The sequence below is a fragment of the Psychrobacillus lasiicapitis genome (genome assembly GCF_006861795.1).
GTDB lineage: Bacteria > Bacillota > Bacilli > Bacillales_A > Planococcaceae > Psychrobacillus > Psychrobacillus lasiicapitis.
This window is the reverse complement of sequence record NZ_VDGH01000020.1, coordinates 1-20,260: the sequence shown is the minus strand read 5'-3', so window position 1 is coordinate 20,260 and position 20,260 is coordinate 1. Positions and strand designations below refer to the sequence as shown.

Annotated in this window: 27 protein-coding genes and 1 pseudogene; 26 read left to right on the top strand and 2 right to left on the bottom strand. The window is 33.5% G+C overall.

Annotation, left to right across the window (positions count from 1 at the left end; all coding sequences use genetic code 11):
* Window positions 1-279 precede the first annotated feature (279 nt).
* Both FG382_RS22170 and FG382_RS22165 read left to right on the top strand, forming a co-directional pair.
* Window positions 280-873 carry a GNAT family N-acetyltransferase gene (locus FG382_RS22170; protein WP_142541022.1) on the top strand — a complete coding sequence of 198 codons (594 nt, stop codon included), beginning with the start codon at window positions 280-282 and terminating at the stop codon, window positions 871-873.
* A gap of 248 nt (window positions 874-1,121) precedes the next feature.
* Window positions 1,122-2,021, top strand: coding sequence for a PhzF family phenazine biosynthesis protein (locus tag FG382_RS22165; protein ID WP_142541021.1), 900 nt, complete (start codon window positions 1,122-1,124; stop codon window positions 2,019-2,021).
* Window positions 2,022-2,320: 299 nt separating this feature from the next.
* Here the strand turns inward: FG382_RS22165 and FG382_RS23095 are convergent, their stop codons facing one another.
* Window positions 2,321-2,533, bottom strand: a complete 213-nt coding sequence (locus tag FG382_RS23095) for a hypothetical protein (RefSeq protein ID WP_211356438.1) — start codon at window positions 2,531-2,533, stop codon at window positions 2,321-2,323.
* A 307-nt stretch (window positions 2,534-2,840) separates the two neighbouring features.
* On the opposite strand from FG382_RS23095, the gene FG382_RS22160 reads away from it, so the two are divergent.
* The 15 genes from FG382_RS22160 to FG382_RS22090 all read left to right on the top strand — a co-directional run bounded on the left by FG382_RS22160 (window position 2,841) and on the right by FG382_RS22090 (window position 14,642).
* Window positions 2,841-3,074, top strand: coding sequence for a cyclase (locus FG382_RS22160; protein WP_142541020.1), 234 nt, complete (start codon window positions 2,841-2,843; stop codon window positions 3,072-3,074).
* A 689-nt stretch (window positions 3,075-3,763) separates the two neighbouring features.
* Window positions 3,764-4,300 carry a S16 family serine protease gene (locus FG382_RS22155; RefSeq protein ID WP_170206601.1) on the top strand — a complete coding sequence of 179 codons (537 nt, stop codon included), beginning with the start codon at window positions 3,764-3,766 and terminating at the stop codon, window positions 4,298-4,300.
* A 271-nt stretch (window positions 4,301-4,571) separates the two neighbouring features.
* Window positions 4,572-5,009, top strand: coding sequence for a VOC family protein (locus FG382_RS22150; RefSeq protein WP_142541018.1), 438 nt, complete (start codon window positions 4,572-4,574; stop codon window positions 5,007-5,009).
* 67 nt (window positions 5,010-5,076) lie between these two features.
* Window positions 5,077-5,406: a low molecular weight protein tyrosine phosphatase family protein gene (locus FG382_RS22145; RefSeq protein ID WP_188713369.1), complete on the top strand. Its 330-nt coding sequence runs from the start codon at window positions 5,077-5,079 to the stop codon at window positions 5,404-5,406.
* A gap of 111 nt (window positions 5,407-5,517) precedes the next feature.
* Window positions 5,518-6,096 carry a hypothetical protein gene (locus FG382_RS22140; RefSeq protein WP_142541017.1) on the top strand — a complete coding sequence of 193 codons (579 nt, stop codon included), beginning with the start codon at window positions 5,518-5,520 and terminating at the stop codon, window positions 6,094-6,096.
* 333 nt (window positions 6,097-6,429) lie between these two features.
* Window positions 6,430-6,729 (top strand): hypothetical protein, encoded by a 300-nt coding sequence (locus tag FG382_RS22135; protein ID WP_142541016.1) that lies wholly within the window; start codon window positions 6,430-6,432, stop codon window positions 6,727-6,729.
* Between the two features lie 82 nt (window positions 6,730-6,811).
* Window positions 6,812-7,378: a signal peptidase I gene (gene lepB / locus FG382_RS22130; protein WP_142541015.1), complete on the top strand. Its 567-nt coding sequence runs from the start codon at window positions 6,812-6,814 to the stop codon at window positions 7,376-7,378.
* A gap of 182 nt (window positions 7,379-7,560) precedes the next feature.
* A complete protein-coding gene (locus tag FG382_RS22125) occupies window positions 7,561-8,034 on the top strand; it encodes an NUDIX hydrolase (protein ID WP_142541014.1) in 474 nt (157 codons plus the stop codon).
* Between the two features lie 2 nt (window positions 8,035-8,036).
* Window positions 8,037-8,342: a hypothetical protein gene (locus FG382_RS22120; RefSeq protein WP_142541013.1), complete on the top strand. Its 306-nt coding sequence runs from the start codon at window positions 8,037-8,039 to the stop codon at window positions 8,340-8,342.
* An 83-nt stretch (window positions 8,343-8,425) separates the two neighbouring features.
* Complete coding sequence (locus FG382_RS22115; protein WP_142541012.1) at window positions 8,426-8,839, top strand: DUF6892 domain-containing protein; 414 nt, start codon at window positions 8,426-8,428, stop codon at window positions 8,837-8,839.
* A gap of 35 nt (window positions 8,840-8,874) precedes the next feature.
* Window positions 8,875-9,369 (top strand): hypothetical protein, encoded by a 495-nt coding sequence (locus tag FG382_RS22110; RefSeq protein ID WP_142541011.1) that lies wholly within the window; start codon window positions 8,875-8,877, stop codon window positions 9,367-9,369.
* Between the two features lie 348 nt (window positions 9,370-9,717).
* Window positions 9,718-11,133 carry a YfcC family protein gene (locus FG382_RS22105; protein ID WP_142541010.1) on the top strand — a complete coding sequence of 472 codons (1,416 nt, stop codon included), beginning with the start codon at window positions 9,718-9,720 and terminating at the stop codon, window positions 11,131-11,133.
* A gap of 583 nt (window positions 11,134-11,716) precedes the next feature.
* A complete protein-coding gene (locus FG382_RS22100; protein WP_308421276.1) occupies window positions 11,717-12,874 on the top strand; it encodes an MFS transporter in 1,158 nt (385 codons plus the stop codon).
* Window positions 12,875-13,175: 301 nt separating this feature from the next.
* Complete coding sequence (locus FG382_RS22095; RefSeq protein ID WP_142541009.1) at window positions 13,176-14,162, top strand: phosphotransferase enzyme family protein; 987 nt, start codon at window positions 13,176-13,178, stop codon at window positions 14,160-14,162.
* A 291-nt stretch (window positions 14,163-14,453) separates the two neighbouring features.
* Window positions 14,454-14,642 carry a hypothetical protein gene (locus tag FG382_RS22090; protein ID WP_142541008.1) on the top strand — a complete coding sequence of 63 codons (189 nt, stop codon included), beginning with the start codon at window positions 14,454-14,456 and terminating at the stop codon, window positions 14,640-14,642.
* Between the two features lie 352 nt (window positions 14,643-14,994).
* On the opposite strand, the gene FG382_RS22085 is transcribed toward FG382_RS22090, so the two are convergent.
* The gene (locus FG382_RS22085) at window positions 14,995-15,204 is read right to left on the bottom strand and encodes a hypothetical protein (RefSeq protein WP_142541007.1); all 210 of its coding nucleotides are present in this window, start codon (window positions 15,202-15,204) and stop codon (window positions 14,995-14,997) included.
* 277 nt (window positions 15,205-15,481) lie between these two features.
* On the opposite strand from FG382_RS22085, the gene FG382_RS22080 reads away from it, so the two are divergent.
* The 9 genes and pseudogenes from FG382_RS22080 (at window position 15,482) to FG382_RS22040 (ending at window position 20,089) form a co-directional block, all read left to right on the top strand.
* Entirely contained in the window at window positions 15,482-15,823 is a 342-nt protein-coding gene (locus tag FG382_RS22080) for a hypothetical protein (protein WP_142541006.1), read from the top strand.
* A 117-nt stretch (window positions 15,824-15,940) separates the two neighbouring features.
* Window positions 15,941-16,501: a GNAT family N-acetyltransferase gene (locus FG382_RS22075; RefSeq protein WP_142541005.1), complete on the top strand. Its 561-nt coding sequence runs from the start codon at window positions 15,941-15,943 to the stop codon at window positions 16,499-16,501.
* A gap of 446 nt (window positions 16,502-16,947) precedes the next feature.
* Complete coding sequence (locus FG382_RS22835) at window positions 16,948-17,115, top strand: hypothetical protein (protein WP_170206600.1); 168 nt, start codon at window positions 16,948-16,950, stop codon at window positions 17,113-17,115.
* Between the two features lie 29 nt (window positions 17,116-17,144).
* Window positions 17,145-17,615, top strand: a complete 471-nt coding sequence (locus FG382_RS22065) for a hypothetical protein (RefSeq protein ID WP_142541004.1) — start codon at window positions 17,145-17,147, stop codon at window positions 17,613-17,615.
* A gap of 56 nt (window positions 17,616-17,671) precedes the next feature.
* Window positions 17,672-17,968 carry a DUF3885 domain-containing protein gene (locus FG382_RS23575; RefSeq protein ID WP_425328531.1) on the top strand — a complete coding sequence of 99 codons (297 nt, stop codon included), beginning with the start codon at window positions 17,672-17,674 and terminating at the stop codon, window positions 17,966-17,968.
* Complete coding sequence (locus FG382_RS22055) at window positions 17,956-18,246, top strand: hypothetical protein (RefSeq protein WP_142541002.1); 291 nt, start codon at window positions 17,956-17,958, stop codon at window positions 18,244-18,246. The genes FG382_RS23575 and FG382_RS22055 overlap by 13 nt, the downstream gene beginning before the upstream one ends.
* Window positions 18,247-18,437: 191 nt before the next feature.
* Window positions 18,438-18,608, top strand: a pseudogene (locus FG382_RS22050) (alpha/beta fold hydrolase); the annotation flags it as partial.
* 92 nt (window positions 18,609-18,700) lie between these two features.
* Window positions 18,701-19,570 carry a serine hydrolase domain-containing protein gene (locus tag FG382_RS22045; RefSeq protein WP_170206599.1) on the top strand — a complete coding sequence of 290 codons (870 nt, stop codon included), beginning with the start codon at window positions 18,701-18,703 and terminating at the stop codon, window positions 19,568-19,570.
* A gap of 231 nt (window positions 19,571-19,801) precedes the next feature.
* Window positions 19,802-20,089, top strand: a complete 288-nt coding sequence (locus FG382_RS22040) for a hypothetical protein (RefSeq protein WP_142541000.1) — start codon at window positions 19,802-19,804, stop codon at window positions 20,087-20,089.
* Window positions 20,090-20,260: the final 171 nt, after the last annotated feature.

The window sequence follows — 20,260 nt, the reverse complement described above, 5'->3', positions numbered from 1 at the left end:
GATGGGCTCTATGGCACCATAGTTCATCGACCTTCCTCTCCCAGCCGTAGTATCCTATACCCAGGTTTTCACATTTTCATTCTCTGTGGTGTAGCGCTGATTTTGCGCTACATGGATGGCTAACGGGTGCTTTACTTCAAGAAGGAGTAAAGCCTTTTTTCTTATTGAACTAAAGCAGCAGGTTAGTTTAACAAGAATTTCTCTCTTTTGACGTCAATTTTTTGTTTTGGTGTATTATGAAAGAAAGTCATTTCAATACTTTAAAGGAGATATATTAAAATGAAAATTAATGCAAATTTAATATTAGAAGGAAATACAATCACACTTGTTCCTCTTGAGATGAAATATAAGGAACAATTATATGAAGCTATTAAAAGCCCAGATGTATGGAAAGATACTTGGAGGGAAGTTAAAACATTTGATGATATAGAACAAATTTTATCGATAGCTGTACAAAGCAAAAATGATGGCAAGCAATTACCTTTTATAATAAAGGATAAATTGTCAGGTGAAGTAATTGGGACAACTCGTATTGGTGACATAGATAAAGCAAATCGAAATGTTGAAATAGGATGGACTTGGCTTTCTCCATCAGTTTGGAGAACGAAGGTGAACACAGAATGTAAATTTTTATTACTTCAATATTGTTTTGAGGAACTAAAGGTACTACGTGTTCAATTTTCGATTAGTGGACAAAATGTACGCTCTCAAAATGCAGTTGAACGAATAGGTGCAGTAAAAGAAGGTATATTTCGTAAACATAGGATTAAGGCAGATGGGACTATTCACGACAATATATTTTATAGTATTGTTGATACCGAATGGAATGATGTAAAGGGAAAATTGATTAACTTCCTGGAGAAGAAATACTGATTTATTTCATAACCAATGGATTAATTTTTGTTTTAACAAATAATTTCTTCTTAAACTAACGGGTGCTTTAGCAAAACATGGCCATCATTTCGATGGTCTATTTTTATGTCCAAAATATTAAGTTGATCTCAGATATGCATTGTGAAATGTTACACTTAAACTAAAGCAGCAGTTTAGTTGAACAAGAAATTAGTAATGGATGGTAAAATTTTAAGGAATTCTAAATTGACCAATTGGAGGAATGAGTTGTGAAGTCGATAAAGGTTTATCATTATGATGCGTTTAGTAAAGAACCTAATCAGGGAAATCCTGCGGGAGTAGTGTTAAATGGTGATGAATTGACTGATGCAGAAATGCAAGAAATTGCTTTCAGAGTAGGATTTAATGAGACTGCTTTTCCAGTTAAATCGGATGTAGCGGATCTTAGAATACGATTTTTTACACCCGGGCATGAAATGAATTTATGTGGTCATGCAACAATGGCATCTGTTTATGCATTAAAAAGTAAAGGGTTATTGGGAGATAAAACAAAGTTAACAATTGAAACAAACGCTGGTATTCTACCGATTAAAATTAAAACTCCTGTTGATAGTGAAATATTAATAACAATGAAACAGGCCTCACCTCAATTCAAAGAATTTACAGGTTCAAAAGAAGATTTAGCCAACTCAATAGGACTAAAAGAATCAGACCTTCATGCTAATTTACCGATACTCTATGGAAGTACAGGTATTTGGACACTTCTAATACCGATAAAGCAACTTGATACTTTTAAAAAAATGGAACCAAAGAATAAGCAGTTTCCTGAAATTTTAAAGGAAATGCCTAAATCATCAATTCATCCTTTTTGTTTGGAGACCTATGATTCTCATGCTGATATGCATGCTAGGCACTTCTCCTCACCATACTCAGGTACTATTGAAGACGCAGTTACTGGAACAGCTTCAGGGATAATGGGCGCATTTTATGCTAAATACATAAATAACAATTTTAAAGACCCGTTAAATCTAATAGTTGAGCAAGGTCACGAAATTGAAAAAGATGGTCGGGTAATGGTAAAAGTTACTAAGAATGAAGATAAATATGATATAGAGATTACTGGAAATGCAGTTTATGTTAAAGAATTCGATGTTTTCTTAGAAAACTAATAGTTTGTAAAAAAGCACTTAAACTAGCAGATGCTTTACTTCAAAGAGGAGTAAAGCTTTTTTCTTATTGAACTAACGCAACATGTTAGCTTAAAAAGAAAATCGCACGTTATTTAAAAATTTGAAATGAATGTAAAGGCTTTATTGAAATTCAGAAGGAAAACCACCTAACTAAGATACAGTATATACATTAGAATTAGGCTATCAATGCTAAGTTAAAAATTATCACTTGATAAGTCTATTGAAATAATTAGAAGTGTTTAGGACACAGAACGTAAATTATTTGCATGAAATGGAGTTCAAGATTTCTTCTTAAGGTATGTCTTAATAAAAATAAGATAGACAAAGGCAATGTATGGGAGACTAATAATGGCGATTATTAGAATTGTATGCATGAGCTTCACCTCTTCTGAAAAAACAACAGGACCTAGATTGGCAAAATCAACAGAGCTTCCTAAGAACTGCTTTCGGTTCTGTGTATAGGCATTATAAACAATTGAAATGATATTCATACATGATTATTCGACTGTTAAGACACACTTTTGCTTAAAATATCTGATATAAGATACCCCTTAAAATAAGAGCTTATATCGAAAAGTCTGTCTGAATTATTAATTGAATTGTTTCTGCAGCATATAATAACGATGATGGATGGACAGTAGAGTTATTTACTTGAAGGTTTTAAAGATGCTTGTTTCAAATTATATACAGCAGCTTGGTGTGTCAGCAGAAATATGAGGTATCAAATTGATCACCTATACCTTGAAAGGGACTTTTTAAAAATGAACAACCCAAATCTAACATAAGGTGGATCCAAAAATGGATAAAAGAGTTCAATTCGACTTTGAAATCGATTTTACCAATGGTGGAGGGATACAAGGGCAGGAATTTCGTCTTGATATTGATGGAGCTGACATTTCTGACGAAAAGTTAGCTAAGTATATCGTAGAGGATATGAGGTTGCTAATGGTTGGTGAAGTCAGGATACTTAACAAAAAAATAATTAGTGAAAAACATAAACGAAGACCTGCTGATGAAAATTCTGAGCAATAACCTCTAGCAAAATGTAAGAGAACTAAGGATCCTTTATGAACTGGAAAGATAAATGTTATAAAAGGGTTTATGATTAAGCTCCCATATAAGGTGGCTTTTCTTGTTCAAAAAACGGGTGCTTTAGATAAAGAAGGAAAATAAAAGATAAGGCTCAGTTCAGATGGACTGAGCCTTTTTACTGCTTAAAACCTCAATATTAAGATATAGATAGAAAGTGTAAAATGTAAATAATCTGAAACCTATTTTTCTTGTAAACGTAGAACTAAATTGAGAATCATTGCATAGATATTAAAGACTTCCGAGTTACCTAAATTAAGAGAGGGCTGGTTATCATTCAAAATGCAAAACGTATTTCTACTATATTATATATTTCTTTAACACTACTTTTTTATCTTCTATTTCTTTTCTTATATCTACAAGGTGTTATTGATGAAATTTCATATTTAGTTATCATGCTGATTAGCATACTGATTTTGTCAATCTCAATTATGGTATTACGAAAGAAACGTACGGTACGAAGCAAGATGACAATCCCGCTATCCATCCTCTTGCTGTTATTTTGCTACGAACTGCCACTTATAGGGTTCGCAGCTCAATCGCATATAGCAGACATATACTTTGAGCCAAGGGAGACAGTAGAACGCTCAGGAATTTTTATTATTAGTATTGAAATTGAAACAGTAAATAATATGGAAAGTAAAAAGGCAGTTCAGGAGCAATTAACCAAAGAGCATAAAGATGTCTTAACCATTATCGAAATAACCAATACAATGAGTTACAAAAACAAAAATAGGACTTTGCTAAGTTGGTTGTGGCCAAATGAAAAATCGCCAAAAGAAAAGATGAGAGAGGATTTAAAAGAATATTTCGGGAAAGAAGAGCAAAGACTTACCGACTATTTTAATTACGATCAAGCAATAGGAAATAGCGCTGGGCTTGCAATATTACTAACTGAATTGATGATAAATGGAACTTTTCAAAATCACTTACCAATTGCTGTAACTGGAGCCATCAATGGAAAAGGGGAAGTAAAAGCTGTGGGAGGCATAAAGGAAAAAATACAAATAGCAGAAAAATCCGGTTTTCAATTTATGATCATCCCAAGTGAAAATAGCAAAGAAGCAGAGAATATTCAACAAGAACTAAATACAAATATCCGAATTTTCACTGTAAACCATGTAGATGAAGCAGTTGAACAAATTAATTACCTGAACGAAAATATATAATGGAGCTAGTTAGTGAAAGAAGCTAAAGAAGAACAATGTCGTAGTGCGACTAGAATGTGTAATACAATGAGAAGGCGTTTCATTTAACAAGTCTTTACTTCAAGTAGGAGTAAAGCTTTTTGTTATTCAATTAAAAAAGCAGATGAATTGAACAAGTAAATACATTTTTCGTAATTATTAAAGGAATATTTACTTAAAAGAGGAACTTCAATTCGTTTCAAACGTATGAAAGAAACGGGCAAGAAGTATAGGAATATAGGAGGTATGAAATTTGAAGATCAAAAAAATAGATCATGTGGGTATTATCGTAAATGATCTCTCTTCCGCTAAAGAGTTTTTTCTCGATTTTGGACTTGAGGTGAAAGGGGAATGGGAAATGGAAGGAGACTTGATGGGATATGCTGTTGGGCTTACCGACGCTAAAGTAGAATGTGTAGGATTGGGAATGTCAGACGGTCAGACATGGATAGAGCTAATCAAATTTTCTGCACCGTCAGATGAAAATGGTATTCAGCAAACCTTTGCCAATACGTTGGGTATCCGACATATTGCATTTACTGTTGAAGATATAGAAACTGTTGTTGCCAAATTGAAAAAGAAAGGTACAGAAATCTTTAGTGGGATACAGCGATATGAGGAAAGTTATAAATTATGCTACGTTCGTGGTCCTGAGGGAATCATTTTGGAGCTAGCTGAGGAAATAAAATAATTCATGTAAATTACAATGAAAATAAGACTCTTTGTTACTTACTAATTTTTTGTTTGAGGTGAAGAATATTAAAATCCTGTTTATATGCAGTAAAAACAAATGGCGAAGTCCAACAGCGGAAAAGGTATTTCATCAATTTAATGGCTATGATGTGAGATCAGCAGGAACAGAGGCTACAGCAAGGGTTAAGGTTACGAACGGACACATTGGATGGGCTGACGTTATATTTGTGATGGAAAAAAAGCATTTAAGACGATTAAAAGACAGGTTCGGTCCACTGCTTCATAATAAAAAGATTTGGAACTTAGACATCCCAGACGATTATGGATATATGGACGAAGAATTAGTGGAGATTTTGAAAGCTAGAGTGGGAGAATATATTATTGTTCCGGAGTAGCATTCATGAATATTGAATTTAGGAGTGAGGGTGGTTTTGTAACTGTTTTTATTCAGCTAAAACATTAGGTTAGTTGGATAAGAAAAGAGAGAAAAAAGGGGATTATATACTATGAAAAAATGGATAAGGATTCTACCGTTACTTGTTATAATCATTGTGCTTTTTATCTTTAGTGGATATAGGTTTACTGCATTAAGTGCTGCAAAAGCGAATTCATTCCTATTAAAAAATGCGGAGTTAGTGGAAGAATATGATACAGGTAAATCTACATTGTTTTTATTTAAAAATGATAATGAAGAGGTATTTCAAACAGTCTTATCTGAGAAACATGGATTATTACATAGAAGTCGAGTATCTACCAATGTACCAATCAGTGCAGTCGAAATTCAAACTGTAAGCATTTTTAGCTTCACAGGAAAGGATGAGGCAGCCACATTATTAAGTGTCATCTCTAATGATAGGGAAGTTGCATATATAGAGGCGGGTGTAGAACCTGATATAGAAAGAAAAGCAATTCAAAAAGGAGAGCGTATCTCATTCTTATTTTCATTTAGCGAACAAGTGGAATCATTAAATGCAACTGCATTTAATGAAGAGGGGAAAGCTCTTTTTTATTATGGTCTTCCCAAAAACGTCAGTCAGGTACATATTCCCGAGGATTTAAAGTGGCATAAAATTGATGATGAATGATTGGTTGGAAAATCCATTTAAAATGGAATAGGTGAGGTGAAAATTATAGTTAGTCTTTTAGTTGTTATAGGAATTGTTGTTTGTGTCATGCAATTTTTCTTGGCTAGACAAAGTAAGGTAAAAACGTCTTTGTTTATAGTAATTTTATTTAGTTTAATTGTATTTTTGATGATTTTATTTGGGCTTGTTGTTTTAAAGTTATTTTTAATTTTGTGTGCTGTCATACTTTGGGTTTTATTCGCTTGGGCACTTATAAAAAAGAAGTAATAAAAAGGCTTGTTAAAGCGTTCGTTTAATGGGACGGTTTTGAAAATGAAACAGTTGGGAGGAAGTATGAGAGTCTTATTAGAGTTAATACGAATTATCTTGCTATTTGCTATTGTTGGCGGTATTTTGGGTAATTTTATTGGATATGCCTATTTAGAAATGGGCATTAATACGGAAAAACATGGCTGGATGGGTTTTACTTCTGTTTTTATTCTTCTGGTTGTCCTATACAGAAATAAATGGCAATTTAGCGGATGGTATGTAGGTAAAGGCAGAGTAAAATTACCGAAAAGAGTTTCTCGAATACTTATTTTCAGTTCGATTAGCCTCTTATTATTACCACCAGTTCTTAGTTTCATATTTTAACTAAGTGGTGTTTTGGTTAATAGGATCATTATGTCGAAGGAATTAAGTAAAAGATATTCTAATAGAAAAAGGGGCATGGAACATGAGGAAAACTAAAGAAAAAAATGAACTATTGGAATGGGTGAAAGCAATAGGAATTGCTATCTTATTTGTCTGGGGAGTTCGATTTTTTATACGGACACCTATTGTGGTTGATGGAGCTTCTATGATGCCGACATTTGAAGATGGTGATAAGGTAGTAGTGAACAAAATTGGCTCAAGAATGACGGAGTATAAGCGATTCGATGTAATTGTATTTGAAGCAAAGGAAGATACAAATTATATTAAACGTATTATTGGTATACCTGGTGACCGCATCGCTTACGAAAACGATGAGCTTTTTATTAATGGTAAGAAGTATGAGGAACCTTACTTAGAGGAATATAAAAATGCTTTGATAGACAGTGGTACCCTTACGGAAGATTTTACTTTAGAAGAAAATCTAGGTAAATTAACCGTGCCGGATGGACACTTTTTTGTACTAGGAGATAATCGCCGTTATAGTACAGATAGCAGAGACCCTCGAGTTGGATTTGTATCGATGGAAAAAGTTTTAGGAACTGCAAAAATGGTTTACTTTCCTTTAGATAATTTAAAGTTAATAAAATGACTAAGTGAATTCGTAAACTGATAATCATGGATTGAAACTATAAAAATTCTAGTATAGTCAGTTGGTTGAAATAAACAATCGGCTTCTTTTGGGAGTTAACTTCAAAGGAATAAAGCAATCTCATTTATACACTATGGATTTGCTAAAGTTAGGTTTAATAATTAAATTGTGGGGATGATTTCGTGTTTAAATTCAATGTATGTTTTTTAAAGAGTTATGAGCGAATCTTAATGTTGAATCGTGAAAAGCCCCCAATAATGGGCGTATGGAACGGCGTTGGGGGTAAATATGAAGCGGGAGAAAGTGTTGATGAGGGTGCAAAGCGGGAAGTATTCGAAGAAACAGGCATCAAAGTAAACGAGTATTATTCAAAAGGTGTAATCACATGGAGAAACAGTGATGAGGAGAAAGATGGATTACATGTGTACTTATTCGAAGTAAATGAGACGTTAGGAAATGAACCTATACAAAAAACAAGAGAAGGAATTCTGGATTGGAAAGAAATTGACTGGATCATGCACCCGAATAACCTAGGGATTGCTGAAATGGTAACTGAGTATTTACCTGTACTATTAGCAAAAGAGGGCGATTACCTATTTGAGTACATAGATGGGATAGTAAAACTAATGGAGACTTCAACAATAGCACGGAGGTAAATATGAAATATTTCATCAAAGAAGAAAACCCTAACAATCCATATCAAATTTTTAAGTATGAGAAATTTGAAATACCGCTAAAGGAAATAATACTCTTTAAGCAACATCAAACGGAATCGGTAACCTATGCTTTATACAGTGAAGAAGGCATCGTCTATTTACTAACAAGTGTTTCGGTTATAAATAATTGCATCTGTGGTAATGGTAATTATGGTAAACCATATTGCAAAATCGAAGAGATTAATAGGTACTCTTTAGATAAATTAGATCAGGATGCATACAACTGGTATCTGACACAAGCGAGATAACGCATGAAGATGAAGCTTGTAATTGATACCATTATTCTATTTCGAATAAGTTAATAATATAAAGGAAAATTGGAGGATGGATAATGGATAAAAGCGGATTGTTTAAAGATTTTAATTTTAAATTAGTAGTAATTGAGGCTTTACTAGATAAAGAGCCACTATTTTTAGAGAAATTAACAGACTTACAAAATAAGTATACAAACAGCTTTGAATGGTATTCTGGAGAAGGACCGATAGTTGAAATCAGGGTATATCTAGAAGAGTTGACTTTGGAAACAAGTGACTTGGACAAGATTGTGTACCTCTGCTTCGATGGGGGTAATGAAATTTATCATATCCTAAAACCAGATTGGGATGGTGAGGATAGTTTATTTGATGTAGTATCCGTTGAAGGATTTCAACATCTAAAAAACTTAAAAACTGTGGATTATATCTCGATGTGTTATCCAGAAGTGTTAGAGCCATTTAAGCAAGCAGGGATTGAAATAATGTATTGATAAGGTTTGAGCTATTGTAGCAGGGAGAGAAAAAAATGAATAAAACACTGAAGTACTCATTAATCGGTATTGTTTCTTTTTTTCTGATTTTGTTCGGATTCTATATATTATTGAGATGGGCCAAGCAAGGAGAATTTTTAAAATACGAAAATGGAGTGACGATTGAAGTTTATAATTCAAGTGAAGAAGTAATAACAGATTTAAACTTCTATTTTGCTTTTGATCGCAATCATGTACATCAGGATGTAGGGACGATTGATGTGTTAGAGCCTGGAGAATCCACGAGTCTTTATAATTACCAAATAAAAGATACGGGTAATGATAGAAGTTTATACTTACATTATCCCATCAACAAAGCCAAAGCGGATGTTGAGAGTCTAGCTTATTTAGCATCTTATAAGCCAAGTAAGGTAGTAGTGATTTTGGAGATAACAGGAATTGATAACACGGGGAGACTTTTATTTAGGGTAAGAGGGTATGAAGATGTTTTTGGAAAATATGAATTTGATTTGACTTCCACAAGAGAGTGATTGTTTACACGGTACTATGGAGTGCGGAAGATGATTCACCAGATGAATATAAAAAATATGATAAAGGAATCACTAAAATCCGAAGGGGACGGCTTTTTTTCTCTAAATTATTTCGCAAAAGAGAATTAACATAATTAATAGATAACAATGCACATTCGGTTGTGCACTGTTTACAAATCAGAATTTTCTGTTATGTATTATTAACAATATGGTTACTTTTTATTGGCTAAATGGTATAGCGACACTAGCGTGATAACCTAGTATAATAAGCATTTAATACAGACAACTGTTTTGATTAGCAAACAATTTGGAGATTTGTCTGTAAAATTAACTTATTGGAGGTTACAAATGGAGAAGGAAACAAATGTAAAAAAGAAGAGGTTTCAGCTTCCGCATATTTATGTCATTCTCTTTATTTTCAGTGCTCTTGCGGCCATTTCGACTTACTTTATTCCTGCAGGTGAGTTTGAGCGTGTGCCAGGTCCTGAAGGAAGAACAGCGATTGATCCGAACTCATTTTCATATGTGGAATCTGCACCAATTGGTATAGCTGATTTCCTTACTGTTATTCCGCGGGGACTGATTGATGCGGGGGAAATTGTATTTTTCACGTTTATTATCGGCGGTATGTTCATGGTGCTGAAGACAACTGGGATTATTGAAGTGGTTGTGGACAGGCTGGCCAACCGTTTTGCCAAAAAGAGTATTTTACTTATTCCGATTTTAACCACCGTATTTGCGATTGGAGCAACTTTAATCGGAACCCCTGAACTTTCGTTAGTATACATACCTGTTATTATGCCATTAATTATTGCGTTAGGCTACGATTCCATTGTGGCTGCTGCGATTGCTCTAGTCGGTACGGTAGTCGGCTTTACTACTGGGATTTTAAACCCGATCAACGTTGGGTTATCGCAAAAAATTGTAGGTATTCCGGTTTTTTCTGGATTAGAAATGCGTCTCATTCTTTTTGTTGTCTGTATATCAGTCGGTATCTATTTCATCATGCGCTATGCAAAAAAGGTACAGAAGAATCCTTTAAACAGCTATGTGTATGAGGATGATCAAGAAAAAAGAAAACTTTACAAGCAGAAAGAAAAAATTGAAGCGAAAAGTATGAACACAAGACAAAAATATGCTTCGGTTGTAGCTCTCCTTTTCCTTGGGATGTTAGTGTTTGGTGTGCTTAAGCTCGGCTGGTTCATGGTAGAGATGGCAGGTCTGTTTATCTTTATGGGAATTGTAGTCGGCCTGATTGCTGGACTTAACGCAACTCAGATTTCTAATGCCTTTACGGAAGGATTCCGTGATGTGCTCATGGGAGCCATTATTATTGGTCTTGCCCGTTCTGTCGCTGTAGTACTTGAAGACGGTCAAATTATGGATACAATCGTCTATAACCTGGGCTCACTGGTCGGTGAAATGCCATCTGTGCTCGGAGCAGTAGGAATGTATTTAGTACAGCTGACTATTAACTTTATCATCCCTTCCGGAAGCGGACAGGCCTTAGTCACGATGCCAATTATGGGGCCACTTGCAGACATTATCGGCGTGACTAGACAAACAGCTGTTCTTGCTTTCCAGCTGGGAGACGGCTTTGCCCATATTTTATTCCCGACTTCTGGTTACTTTATGGCCGCACTAGTTATCGCAGGCGTATCGTGGCAGAGATGGATTCGATTCTATATGCCACTATTCCTTGTATTCTCAGGAATTGGGGTAATCACGTTAGTTATCGCTCAGATGATTCAATACACAGGCTGAGAACCATTGAATGAAACATGAATAAAGCTAGGCAAAATGATGATTGTTCAAGTTTCTTCTATGTTTTGTTCCGGGCTTCTTATATCCATTTCTTTTTAATATTCTACTTGTAATTCAAAGTATTAAATTTTCAATTCAACCCCTTTTTCCATATGTGAAGGAGGGGTTGTTTTTTATTGATCAAGTATTTTCCTAAAAGAGAGACAAGCATAGTTGATGCAACATACAACACAATAAGCAGTATTTTTTGTGCTGCTTTTTTATCCCGCATTAACGGGCAGTAAGACTTCCACTTCAAGATTTAAGAAAAGCAAAAAGATAAGCGGGAGATCAACTGCCCGTAAAAGCCCGATTGGTTCAACTAACAATCAGTGGGGGATGAAGACCCCCCACTGAGTGAAGTTTCACTTTATATTATGGATATATATAATTTGTTCGATTACCAATCGTAAGTATGATAAGTCTTGTGATCCCCCAGCAATTTTTATCGTACTGCATTCATAAAGGAGCTAAGTATTATGCGAACTAGTCCAATTTAACCTGACCTGTTTTGAAAGACAATTTAGAAAAACGGGGGATTAAATTGAAATCAAATCGTAATTTTCTTTATTTACTTGTAGGTCAATCACTTGCAAATATAGGTGATGTGTTATATATCGTCGGTGTTATCAGCATTATTTACAGTTTAACTGAATCAGCAACTGCATCGGCTTTCGTTCCGTTTACCATTACTTTTTCTATGTTTGTTTCAAGTGTTCTAACACCACTATTAATAGATAAGTTTAATTTGAAACATTTATTAGTTGATTCTCAAATAGGAAAAACAATATTTTTATTTGGCTTAGGAATTCATTTGATGATAGGGTTTGATGCAAATAAACTTATCTTTATATTTGTAGTGATTTATTTGATTGCTTTTCTTGATGGGTGTGCAAATCCTATAAGACAGACTTTAATTCCTAATTATGTAGCTGAGGATAGCTTAGTTAAAGCAAACGGAGTAGCAGAAACAGTTACTCAGTCGATTCAAATAGGGACTTCGTTTTTTGGAAGTATGCTGCTTGTCGTGTTCGATCCTAACGAGCTTATTTGGCTGGTTACTATGCTTTTTGTCTTTTCAAGCATTATCTTGGGTTTGTTAAAAAATGTAGAACATAAAGAAGAAACAGATGAAAAGAAATGGACTCAGTTAACAAAAGGGTGGAAAACGATTAAACGGACACCGCTATTGAAAACGGTTGTACGTATGGATATTGTGGAAACTATTGCTGGCTCTGTTTGGATTGCAGCAATTATATTGGTTTATGTGGAGCAGGCATTAAAGGCACAAGAGTATTGGTGGGGGTTTATTAATGCAGCTTTCTTTATAGGCTTAGTATTAGGAAGTTTATTGTGCATTAAATTTTCCTTATTTGTAGATAAAAAACGGCATGTTTTTATCATAATAGGAGCATCTTTGACATCCATTTTTACAGTTGTATTTGGATTGACGAGCTTACCCGTCATTGCAGTGATCCTTTCTGCCTTAATTGGGATTTTTGGACAATTGAAAAATATACCCCAACAAACATTGGTTCAAAAAAGCGTACCAAAAGAACAACTAGCGACTGTTTATACTTCTCTTGGAACTTTAGGAACAGGTACATTTGGAATTGCTGCACTCGTTATGGGAGTACTTTCGGATTATCTTGGTGTCCGTAGTATTTTTGTTTTTTTCGGGTATTTTACTTGCACTAGTTAGTATTATGGCTTTAAAAAATCAGGAATTGTTTAGGAAAACCATTGAGTAAGAGAATATATTTCAGAAAAGAGAGAGGTAATTTTGCTTCTCTCTTTTATTGAGTATGTTAGGGCAAAAAAGAAGGTATTAGTCATTTTATGGAGAAATAGAATAGGTCTAGCTATGGATTTTTTTATAGCCGAAATTTAAGGAAGGGGTGACATATTGAAAAAAATAGATTTTCAAAATAGCATACTGATGAGAGGAATTATCTCTTAACTAAGATTAAATCCTCTCGAAGGTAATGGGAGGAAAAAACAAGATGATGAATTTAGGAAACATGGTAAGAGGATTGTCTTCCAATACTGTCGCAAAGAGTCTCATTCAATTCTGGGAGTATGACGAAGCGACTTTGCAGATTTGGCGTGCAAGTTCAAATTTTGTGTATGCTTTTAAAAATAATCAAATTCCATACTTTTTAAGATTTTGTTCTGATCAGGATAACTCTATTGAACAAATAAAAGCTGAACTAGAATTCATGCACTATTTACAATTGAACAATTTTCCAACTGTGACACCGATCTACTCCAAAAGTGATCATCTAATTGAAACACTAAAGACTCCAGAAGGGACATATATTGCAGTTGTATTTAGTGCAGCAAAAGGAATCAATTTGGATTCCGATACGATTACCGAAAAACAGATGGAGGAATGGGGGAAATCACTAGCCTCACTTCACTGTTTGTCAAAGACTTTCGAGCCTGTAACAGAAAGAAGACAGAGTTGGTTGGATACAGTACAGTTCATGGAAAAAGTTTTTCAAAAGCATACAAAGGAACAAGCAGCCCTTCAAGAGCTATACAGGGTAACTACTTGGCTACAATCGATACCTACTGGAAATGATGTGTATGGATTGATACATTATGATTTCCAATTAGATAATATCTTTTTTGAAGGGAATAAGGAACATAGCTTCCATATAATCGATTTTGATGATGCTATATATCACTGGTATGCACTCGATATTGTAACAGCCCTTGATGATTTTATCGATGAAGACAATCCCCATTCCAAATTACTGATTCAGTCATTTTTAAACGGGTATCGGTCCGTAAATGTCTTAGAAGATGGCGCAGTGGCTCAGTTTCCATATTTTAAAAGATATGCGAACTTATATAAGTTCGCCAAATTGCTAAGTTCTTTGGATTATGGACAAATTACTGAAACCCCGCCTTGGTTTGATAATCTTAAGGTAAAGTTATTACGGGTTGCAGGTGAATTAAGACAGGGTTTTCAAAAGCAATGGTAAAAGAATAGGATGAAATAACAACAAGCATGCAGGCATAAAATTGGTTAGAGGCGATAATCCATGAAGAGGATTATCGCCATTTTTTGTATAACTGGAATATAGATTTAAAATCTTTAGATTTCTATTAAAATGGGATGAAGCTCAACTGGAGTTGGTTAGTTAGGGGTATAAAAACTAGGATGTCAATCGTTAAAAACTGATTATTGAAACTTCCTTCAGTTGCAAACGTATAATAAGTATTGCTGTTCTTAAGAAAAAAGGGATGGAAGCGAGCGAAAAGGAGGGAAAGTCGTGCATTGGATGATGTGGTTTTTTTGGGGTTCCATGGTAGCTTTAATTATAGGGAGTGTTCTCGTGGATTTTTTCACTGGACGAAAATATCATTTAAAAGAACAGGAAAGGACTTTAAACCAGAATATTGCTGAGGCAGATGCTCTCCGAGATGTTGAACGCTATAACCATCAAAATGGTCCTTTTTAAATCAATGATTGGACATATACTTATATTAACAAGACGTTTTTATAAAGAATGGGGTGTAGAAACAATAGTTCGTAATTTTATTACTTTCATTATTGGATTTAGTTTAAGCTTTATTTTATCACCAAATTTATTCGACGAAAGCAGTAGTATCATAAATACTTTATATAGAGTTTGTTTTGGACTGTTTTTTCTATTCGTTATTTGGATTGTTCAACCTAAGAGGAAAAATGTTAATAAAAAGAATAAAAACGTTTAATGAAGTTGGAATTTTTTAGAAATTTAAAACAACGAAAAAACACACCTTCAAAAGAAGTCTATTAAATAACGTGTCTACCGTACATGTCATATACAACTAAATTAGATTATTTGGCTTATCAGTAGAGGTTTGTGTCATTTCGCTAACTTTTTCAGTTAAATCGTTCAGTTTTTTATCTATGCGGTCAAACCCCTTGTCCATGCCGTCCAGATCTTCATTGAGTTTGCTATCCATCGTGCCAAGAGTACTATCCATCTTACGCAATAATGCTAAAATCTTTTCACTATTAATCTTCTCTTTTTCCATGTTCAATCACCTCCTATTCAATATAAGAGAATTCATCAGGAGAAAATCATGATATAGATAAGGGCTTGTAGGAGACTTTTTACTATATCTTTATGAATAATTTACCCATACTATTTGCCTCTAAACACAGTATTTCTGATAAGTTATCAGTTTATTGATAGCAGGAAAATTTATTATGCTTAATAAAGATGACGTAAAAGCCTTTTTGAATACTATCACTAAGACACAAATATATGGTACGCCGGAAAATTAAACAACGAACCGGAGGAGTTGAATTATGAAAAGAGGGTTACTATATTGTTTTTGTTTTATCTTTTTGGGTGCATGTAACCAATACAGCGAACCTTTAATACAGGGTGAAATAGTTAAACTCATAATTGAATGTGAAAGTGGTGAAACAATAGAGATTGTTGAACAGAAAACCATAAATAAAGTACTCAAAGATATCAACCAATCAAGAAGAGAAGGTACACAAGAAATGGAGTTCTCAATCGAACATCAAGTCACACTTGAAAATAGCGATGGAGAGACAGAATCTTTCTATTTTTTTAACGGAGGGAAAGCCCTAGTATCTGGATACTATGTTCACTCAAACCTTGAGGACTTTTGTGAAAAGTAGTTTTAATAGGAGAAATAATTAACTAAATATTATTATATATCTATACTAGATCAAGTTTAATCGAAGAAGTTATTATTCAACTTAGCAAAGCATGTTATTTATTGGAGGGAAATCGATATGAGTGATTTATTTACAATAGATTGTGGAGAAATACTTTTAAGAGAGTTTAGAAGAGAAGATGTAGATGCTATTTATGATCTGACTTCACAACCCGAAGTTTATGAATTTTTGCCAGATTGGCGTTCGACTAGAGAGCAAAGGTTAGATTGGGTTACAAATTATGAGATACCTGCTAATAAAGAATTTTTAGCTAATGTTCCAAGCGTAGGTGAAGGCTGGCTGAAGTTAGGAATTATTTTAAAAGAAACGGATGAGTTTATCGGTTTTTGTAATACGGGTATCAAAGAGGAGCTAAGTGGGCCAAATCGAGAAGTGGCTTACTCTATTTCTAAGTATTATAGAAGTATTGGGTATGCCACACTAGCGGTAAAAGCATTAGTAAATTACCTGTTTGAAAACACAGATGTAGAACAATTGAATGCTGTGGTTCTTCCACGCAATATTGCTTCTAATAAAGTAATAAGAAAATGTGGCTTTCAACTTAAAGGGAAGGTTGAGATTGAAGATCAACTACATTCCCATTACATTATTTCAAGATTCCCAAAAATAATTAATTAAGTTACTTTATGAAACAAGGCACTACTGCCATAAGGAGTAAAGCTTTTTTTATTGAAGCAGAGCAGCAGTAATTGTAAAAAGGACAAAATGAAGTATACATGGAGGGAGGATCAATTTGAGAACGGATATAGAGCAGCGTTGGATATAGTGGTAAGACTATAAATACGAAAAAGATTGACCAAAATATTGAACGGTTAAATCAATACGAATGGTTTAAAAAGATTTACGCCGATGAAAAATATCGACGTTTGTTTTTTGTAAATAAACGCGTCAGAGTTTATTTACAAAGCACAATTCGTATTAGAAAAATTATTCGTAGTAAAGAAGCGCAAAAAAAGCTATTGTACCTTCTTGAAAAAGAAATAAAATCGTAATTATCTTATTGAACTAAAGCTGTAGGGTAGCATATGAAGAAATTATCTAAGACATAAGGGAGGTGTAGTTATTTGGCACATCCGTATAAAATATTTGAAGGAACGCCTTTGTGGGAAGTTCTTAATAATGGAATTAATGACCTTGTTGAAAATAATGACATTAAAGAAACGACTCAAAGAGAATATATAGTTGGCTATTTTTGCAAATTAATAAATGAATTAGAAAAGAAAGAAGAGTAGTAGGAATTAAAACTAATAGGTGTTTACGGATGGATATAAAATTAAATGCAGAGGTATATAGAATAGGTGTTTCAATAGGACTTCTAACAGTCGAAGATATTGTGAAATGGGCTGATGCTGTAATTGACCAAAGTGACGCCCCGCCTTATGAATTAATTGAATTGTCATTATCAGCAAAGAAAAAAATTGACGATATTACTCTAAGTCTAATGGAAATTAGGGGAGATTTTAATGATAATGACCTCCCGCCTAAGATAATACTTGGATTATTAAATGAATATCTAAACAGACCAGAAGATATAGCTTCCGTAATCGAAAAAATGGACAAGTTAATTAAATACTTATCAGATAGTGATGAATGGATTGTGATGGAGATCCATTTTTTATCAGATGGGTATTATTTAGCTGAGAAAAATATATTCGGGGATTTAAAAGAAGTACATACGGATCTAAAAGAATTTCTCCTTCACTTCATTGATTATACAAAATTACTTTCTTGATTTTTTTCTAATTAACGGAGTAATTTAGCATAACAAGAAGTGAGATTCTACTTAAAATGATAGGGATTACAAAATCGAACTTTGATCACAAGGAGATAATAATGAAACTGTTGGAGCAATTGAAGAAAAACTCGAATTTTTGGATTCGTTTTGAATTGGGAATTATCCATTTAAAGGGCAAGGAATATTTCGACGAGATGCAATATCGAGCAATGACTATACTAAATTCTATATTCGATGAAAATGATGACATTTTATTCGTCGTTTGTATTAGTAAATCTATTGATTGCAATGAAATTGATAGACCTCATATAAAGCGATTTAAGAGAAAGACCAAGAGATGCATATCTTAGATTGTCTTGAACCAATAGATACTCCTAGAGTACTTAATGATATGATGCTATGTGCCATACTATATCCATTATGTAAACATAACGATATTGTTTCATATCAAAAGGCACTTAAAGGATATAAGGACTCTTTAAGGGAGGTTTTACCTAAGATGATGAAAATAGCAAAATCAGCAATGAAGTTAAAAGAAGAACATTTACCATTGGATATTTTTGCTTTGAAATACATAGCGGGTAATATGTTGTTCAACAAACGGGTGCTTTACTTCAAGAAGGAGTAAAGCCTTTTTTCTTTAGTAAGCTAAATATGCAGTTTAGCTTAATAACAAAAATTTTTATAATGTGTAATTTTTCTGATAAATGAACTTTTTTTCAGGATAAACGTTAATGTATTAATTAGAAAATGAAATTTTAGAGTTTCTAAACCAATTTGATTAATAAAAAGAGAGAAAAAAAACTTAATGAAAAAGGGATGTTTGTTCAGATAAGTGATTGTAAACTATACGCTAAATTGGTTGGAGAAAATAAGGGAAGACCAACTATTGTTATGGATGCTGGTTATGGAAATACTTCTAAGAATTGGGATTCAGTGATTAATGATATATCCATGCTGTCCGATGTTTTCATTTATGATAGGGCAGGGTGGTCATTAAAAATAAGCAGAAGATAGTTAACAATTCTTGGATGGAATTAAGGTTTCATTTAAGAGTAATATATTTCAGGTGGAAGAGTCGTATGAGTGAAGCAATTCTTAGATTATATGAACAAAATGACTCAATTCAAAATTTATATGTTTCAGTTTCAAACAAAGAAATATTTAATTCTCAGCAAAAGAGTGTTTCAAAATTAATAAACATTCGTTCAATGACAAAAAGCATAGTTTCACTTTTGATTGGGATTGCTTTTAAAGAAGAATATATAAAGTCTTTGGAAACCCCAATTAATTACTATTTACCTGATGCTCCTGGTCATATAGGAATACGAGACTTACTTACAATGAGTTCAGGATTCGATATTGATGATAAAAATTTATATGGACTAGTTCTAAATAGTAAAGATTGGGTGAAGAGTATATTAGACCTTCCTTTATCTGGGGAAAGGGATTTTAGATATAAAGGCGTTGATTATCACCTTCTATCTGCAATTATTAGTAAGTCAACGGGTTTAAAGATGTCCAGTTTTGCTCATATAAAGTTCTTTTCTAAGCTGGGAATAAATGATGTCGAATGGGAAAATGACCCGCAAGGTGTAACAGTTGGGAGTACAGGTTTAAAGATTTCATTCGAAAGTTTAATAAAGATATCAAAGCTACTTATCAATAATGGTTTTGATTATAACAATGAAATTATTTCAAATGATTGGATAAAAACATCTGTTGAAAATCGCATTTCAACTAACCTTAGTTATGGTGATTATGGATATGGTTGGTGGTTAAAAAGTTATAGAGGTAATGAGATTTATCGAGCTTTAGGTTCAGGTGGTCAACAAATTCTTATATATCCTATGGAAAAGATTTCGGTTATTATAACTGCGGATACTAAAACATTTACTCATTTAGAAAGTGAAGACCTATCAAATAAGATCCTCGATATAATTACTTCTTAAATAATTACTACTGCCTAGTTATTTTGAAAAGGATAATTTCATTTTGAACTGAAGCAGCAGGTTAGTTGAATAAGCAAAAATGGATTTTTGATTATTTTATATGGAAAATTTATTTAAAGTTGGAACTTTACTTCAAAATAAGATGTCTAATAAAAAAGTAATGCAAAAAATTGAGATGATGCACATTAGTATTATTACATGACAAAAATAAAAATAAATGGGGGTATAGTTATGTGGGCAATATTAGGGGGTATTGCAATAGTAATAACTGTTATAAATCTTTCTTTGTATGCAGCAGGAAAGGATTATAAGCTTGCTATGGCGTTGGCATTATCATTTACAGCATTAACAATTTGTGCAGATTACAGTTATCTAACTCGGTGGGTAAAAGTGGAAGATTGGGCAGCTTTATCGGATGTAATACCTGGTATGGCAAGGGCATTTTGGTTTTTGACAATTGTTTCTATCTTGCTAAATATAGCACCTATATTTTTAGAACGAAAACGTAAGAACTTATGACTTATGCAATTATTGTGTAAGTCTTATCTATAACTAACGGGTGCTTCGTATTATAAGGTTAACCAGTTTTTACTGGTTGACCTTATTTTTATAGGATTTAATATATCAGTAGCCAGGGTAGGACGTACGGGTGCGTGGGACAATGATCCCGTGAACTAAACTGTCCACCCC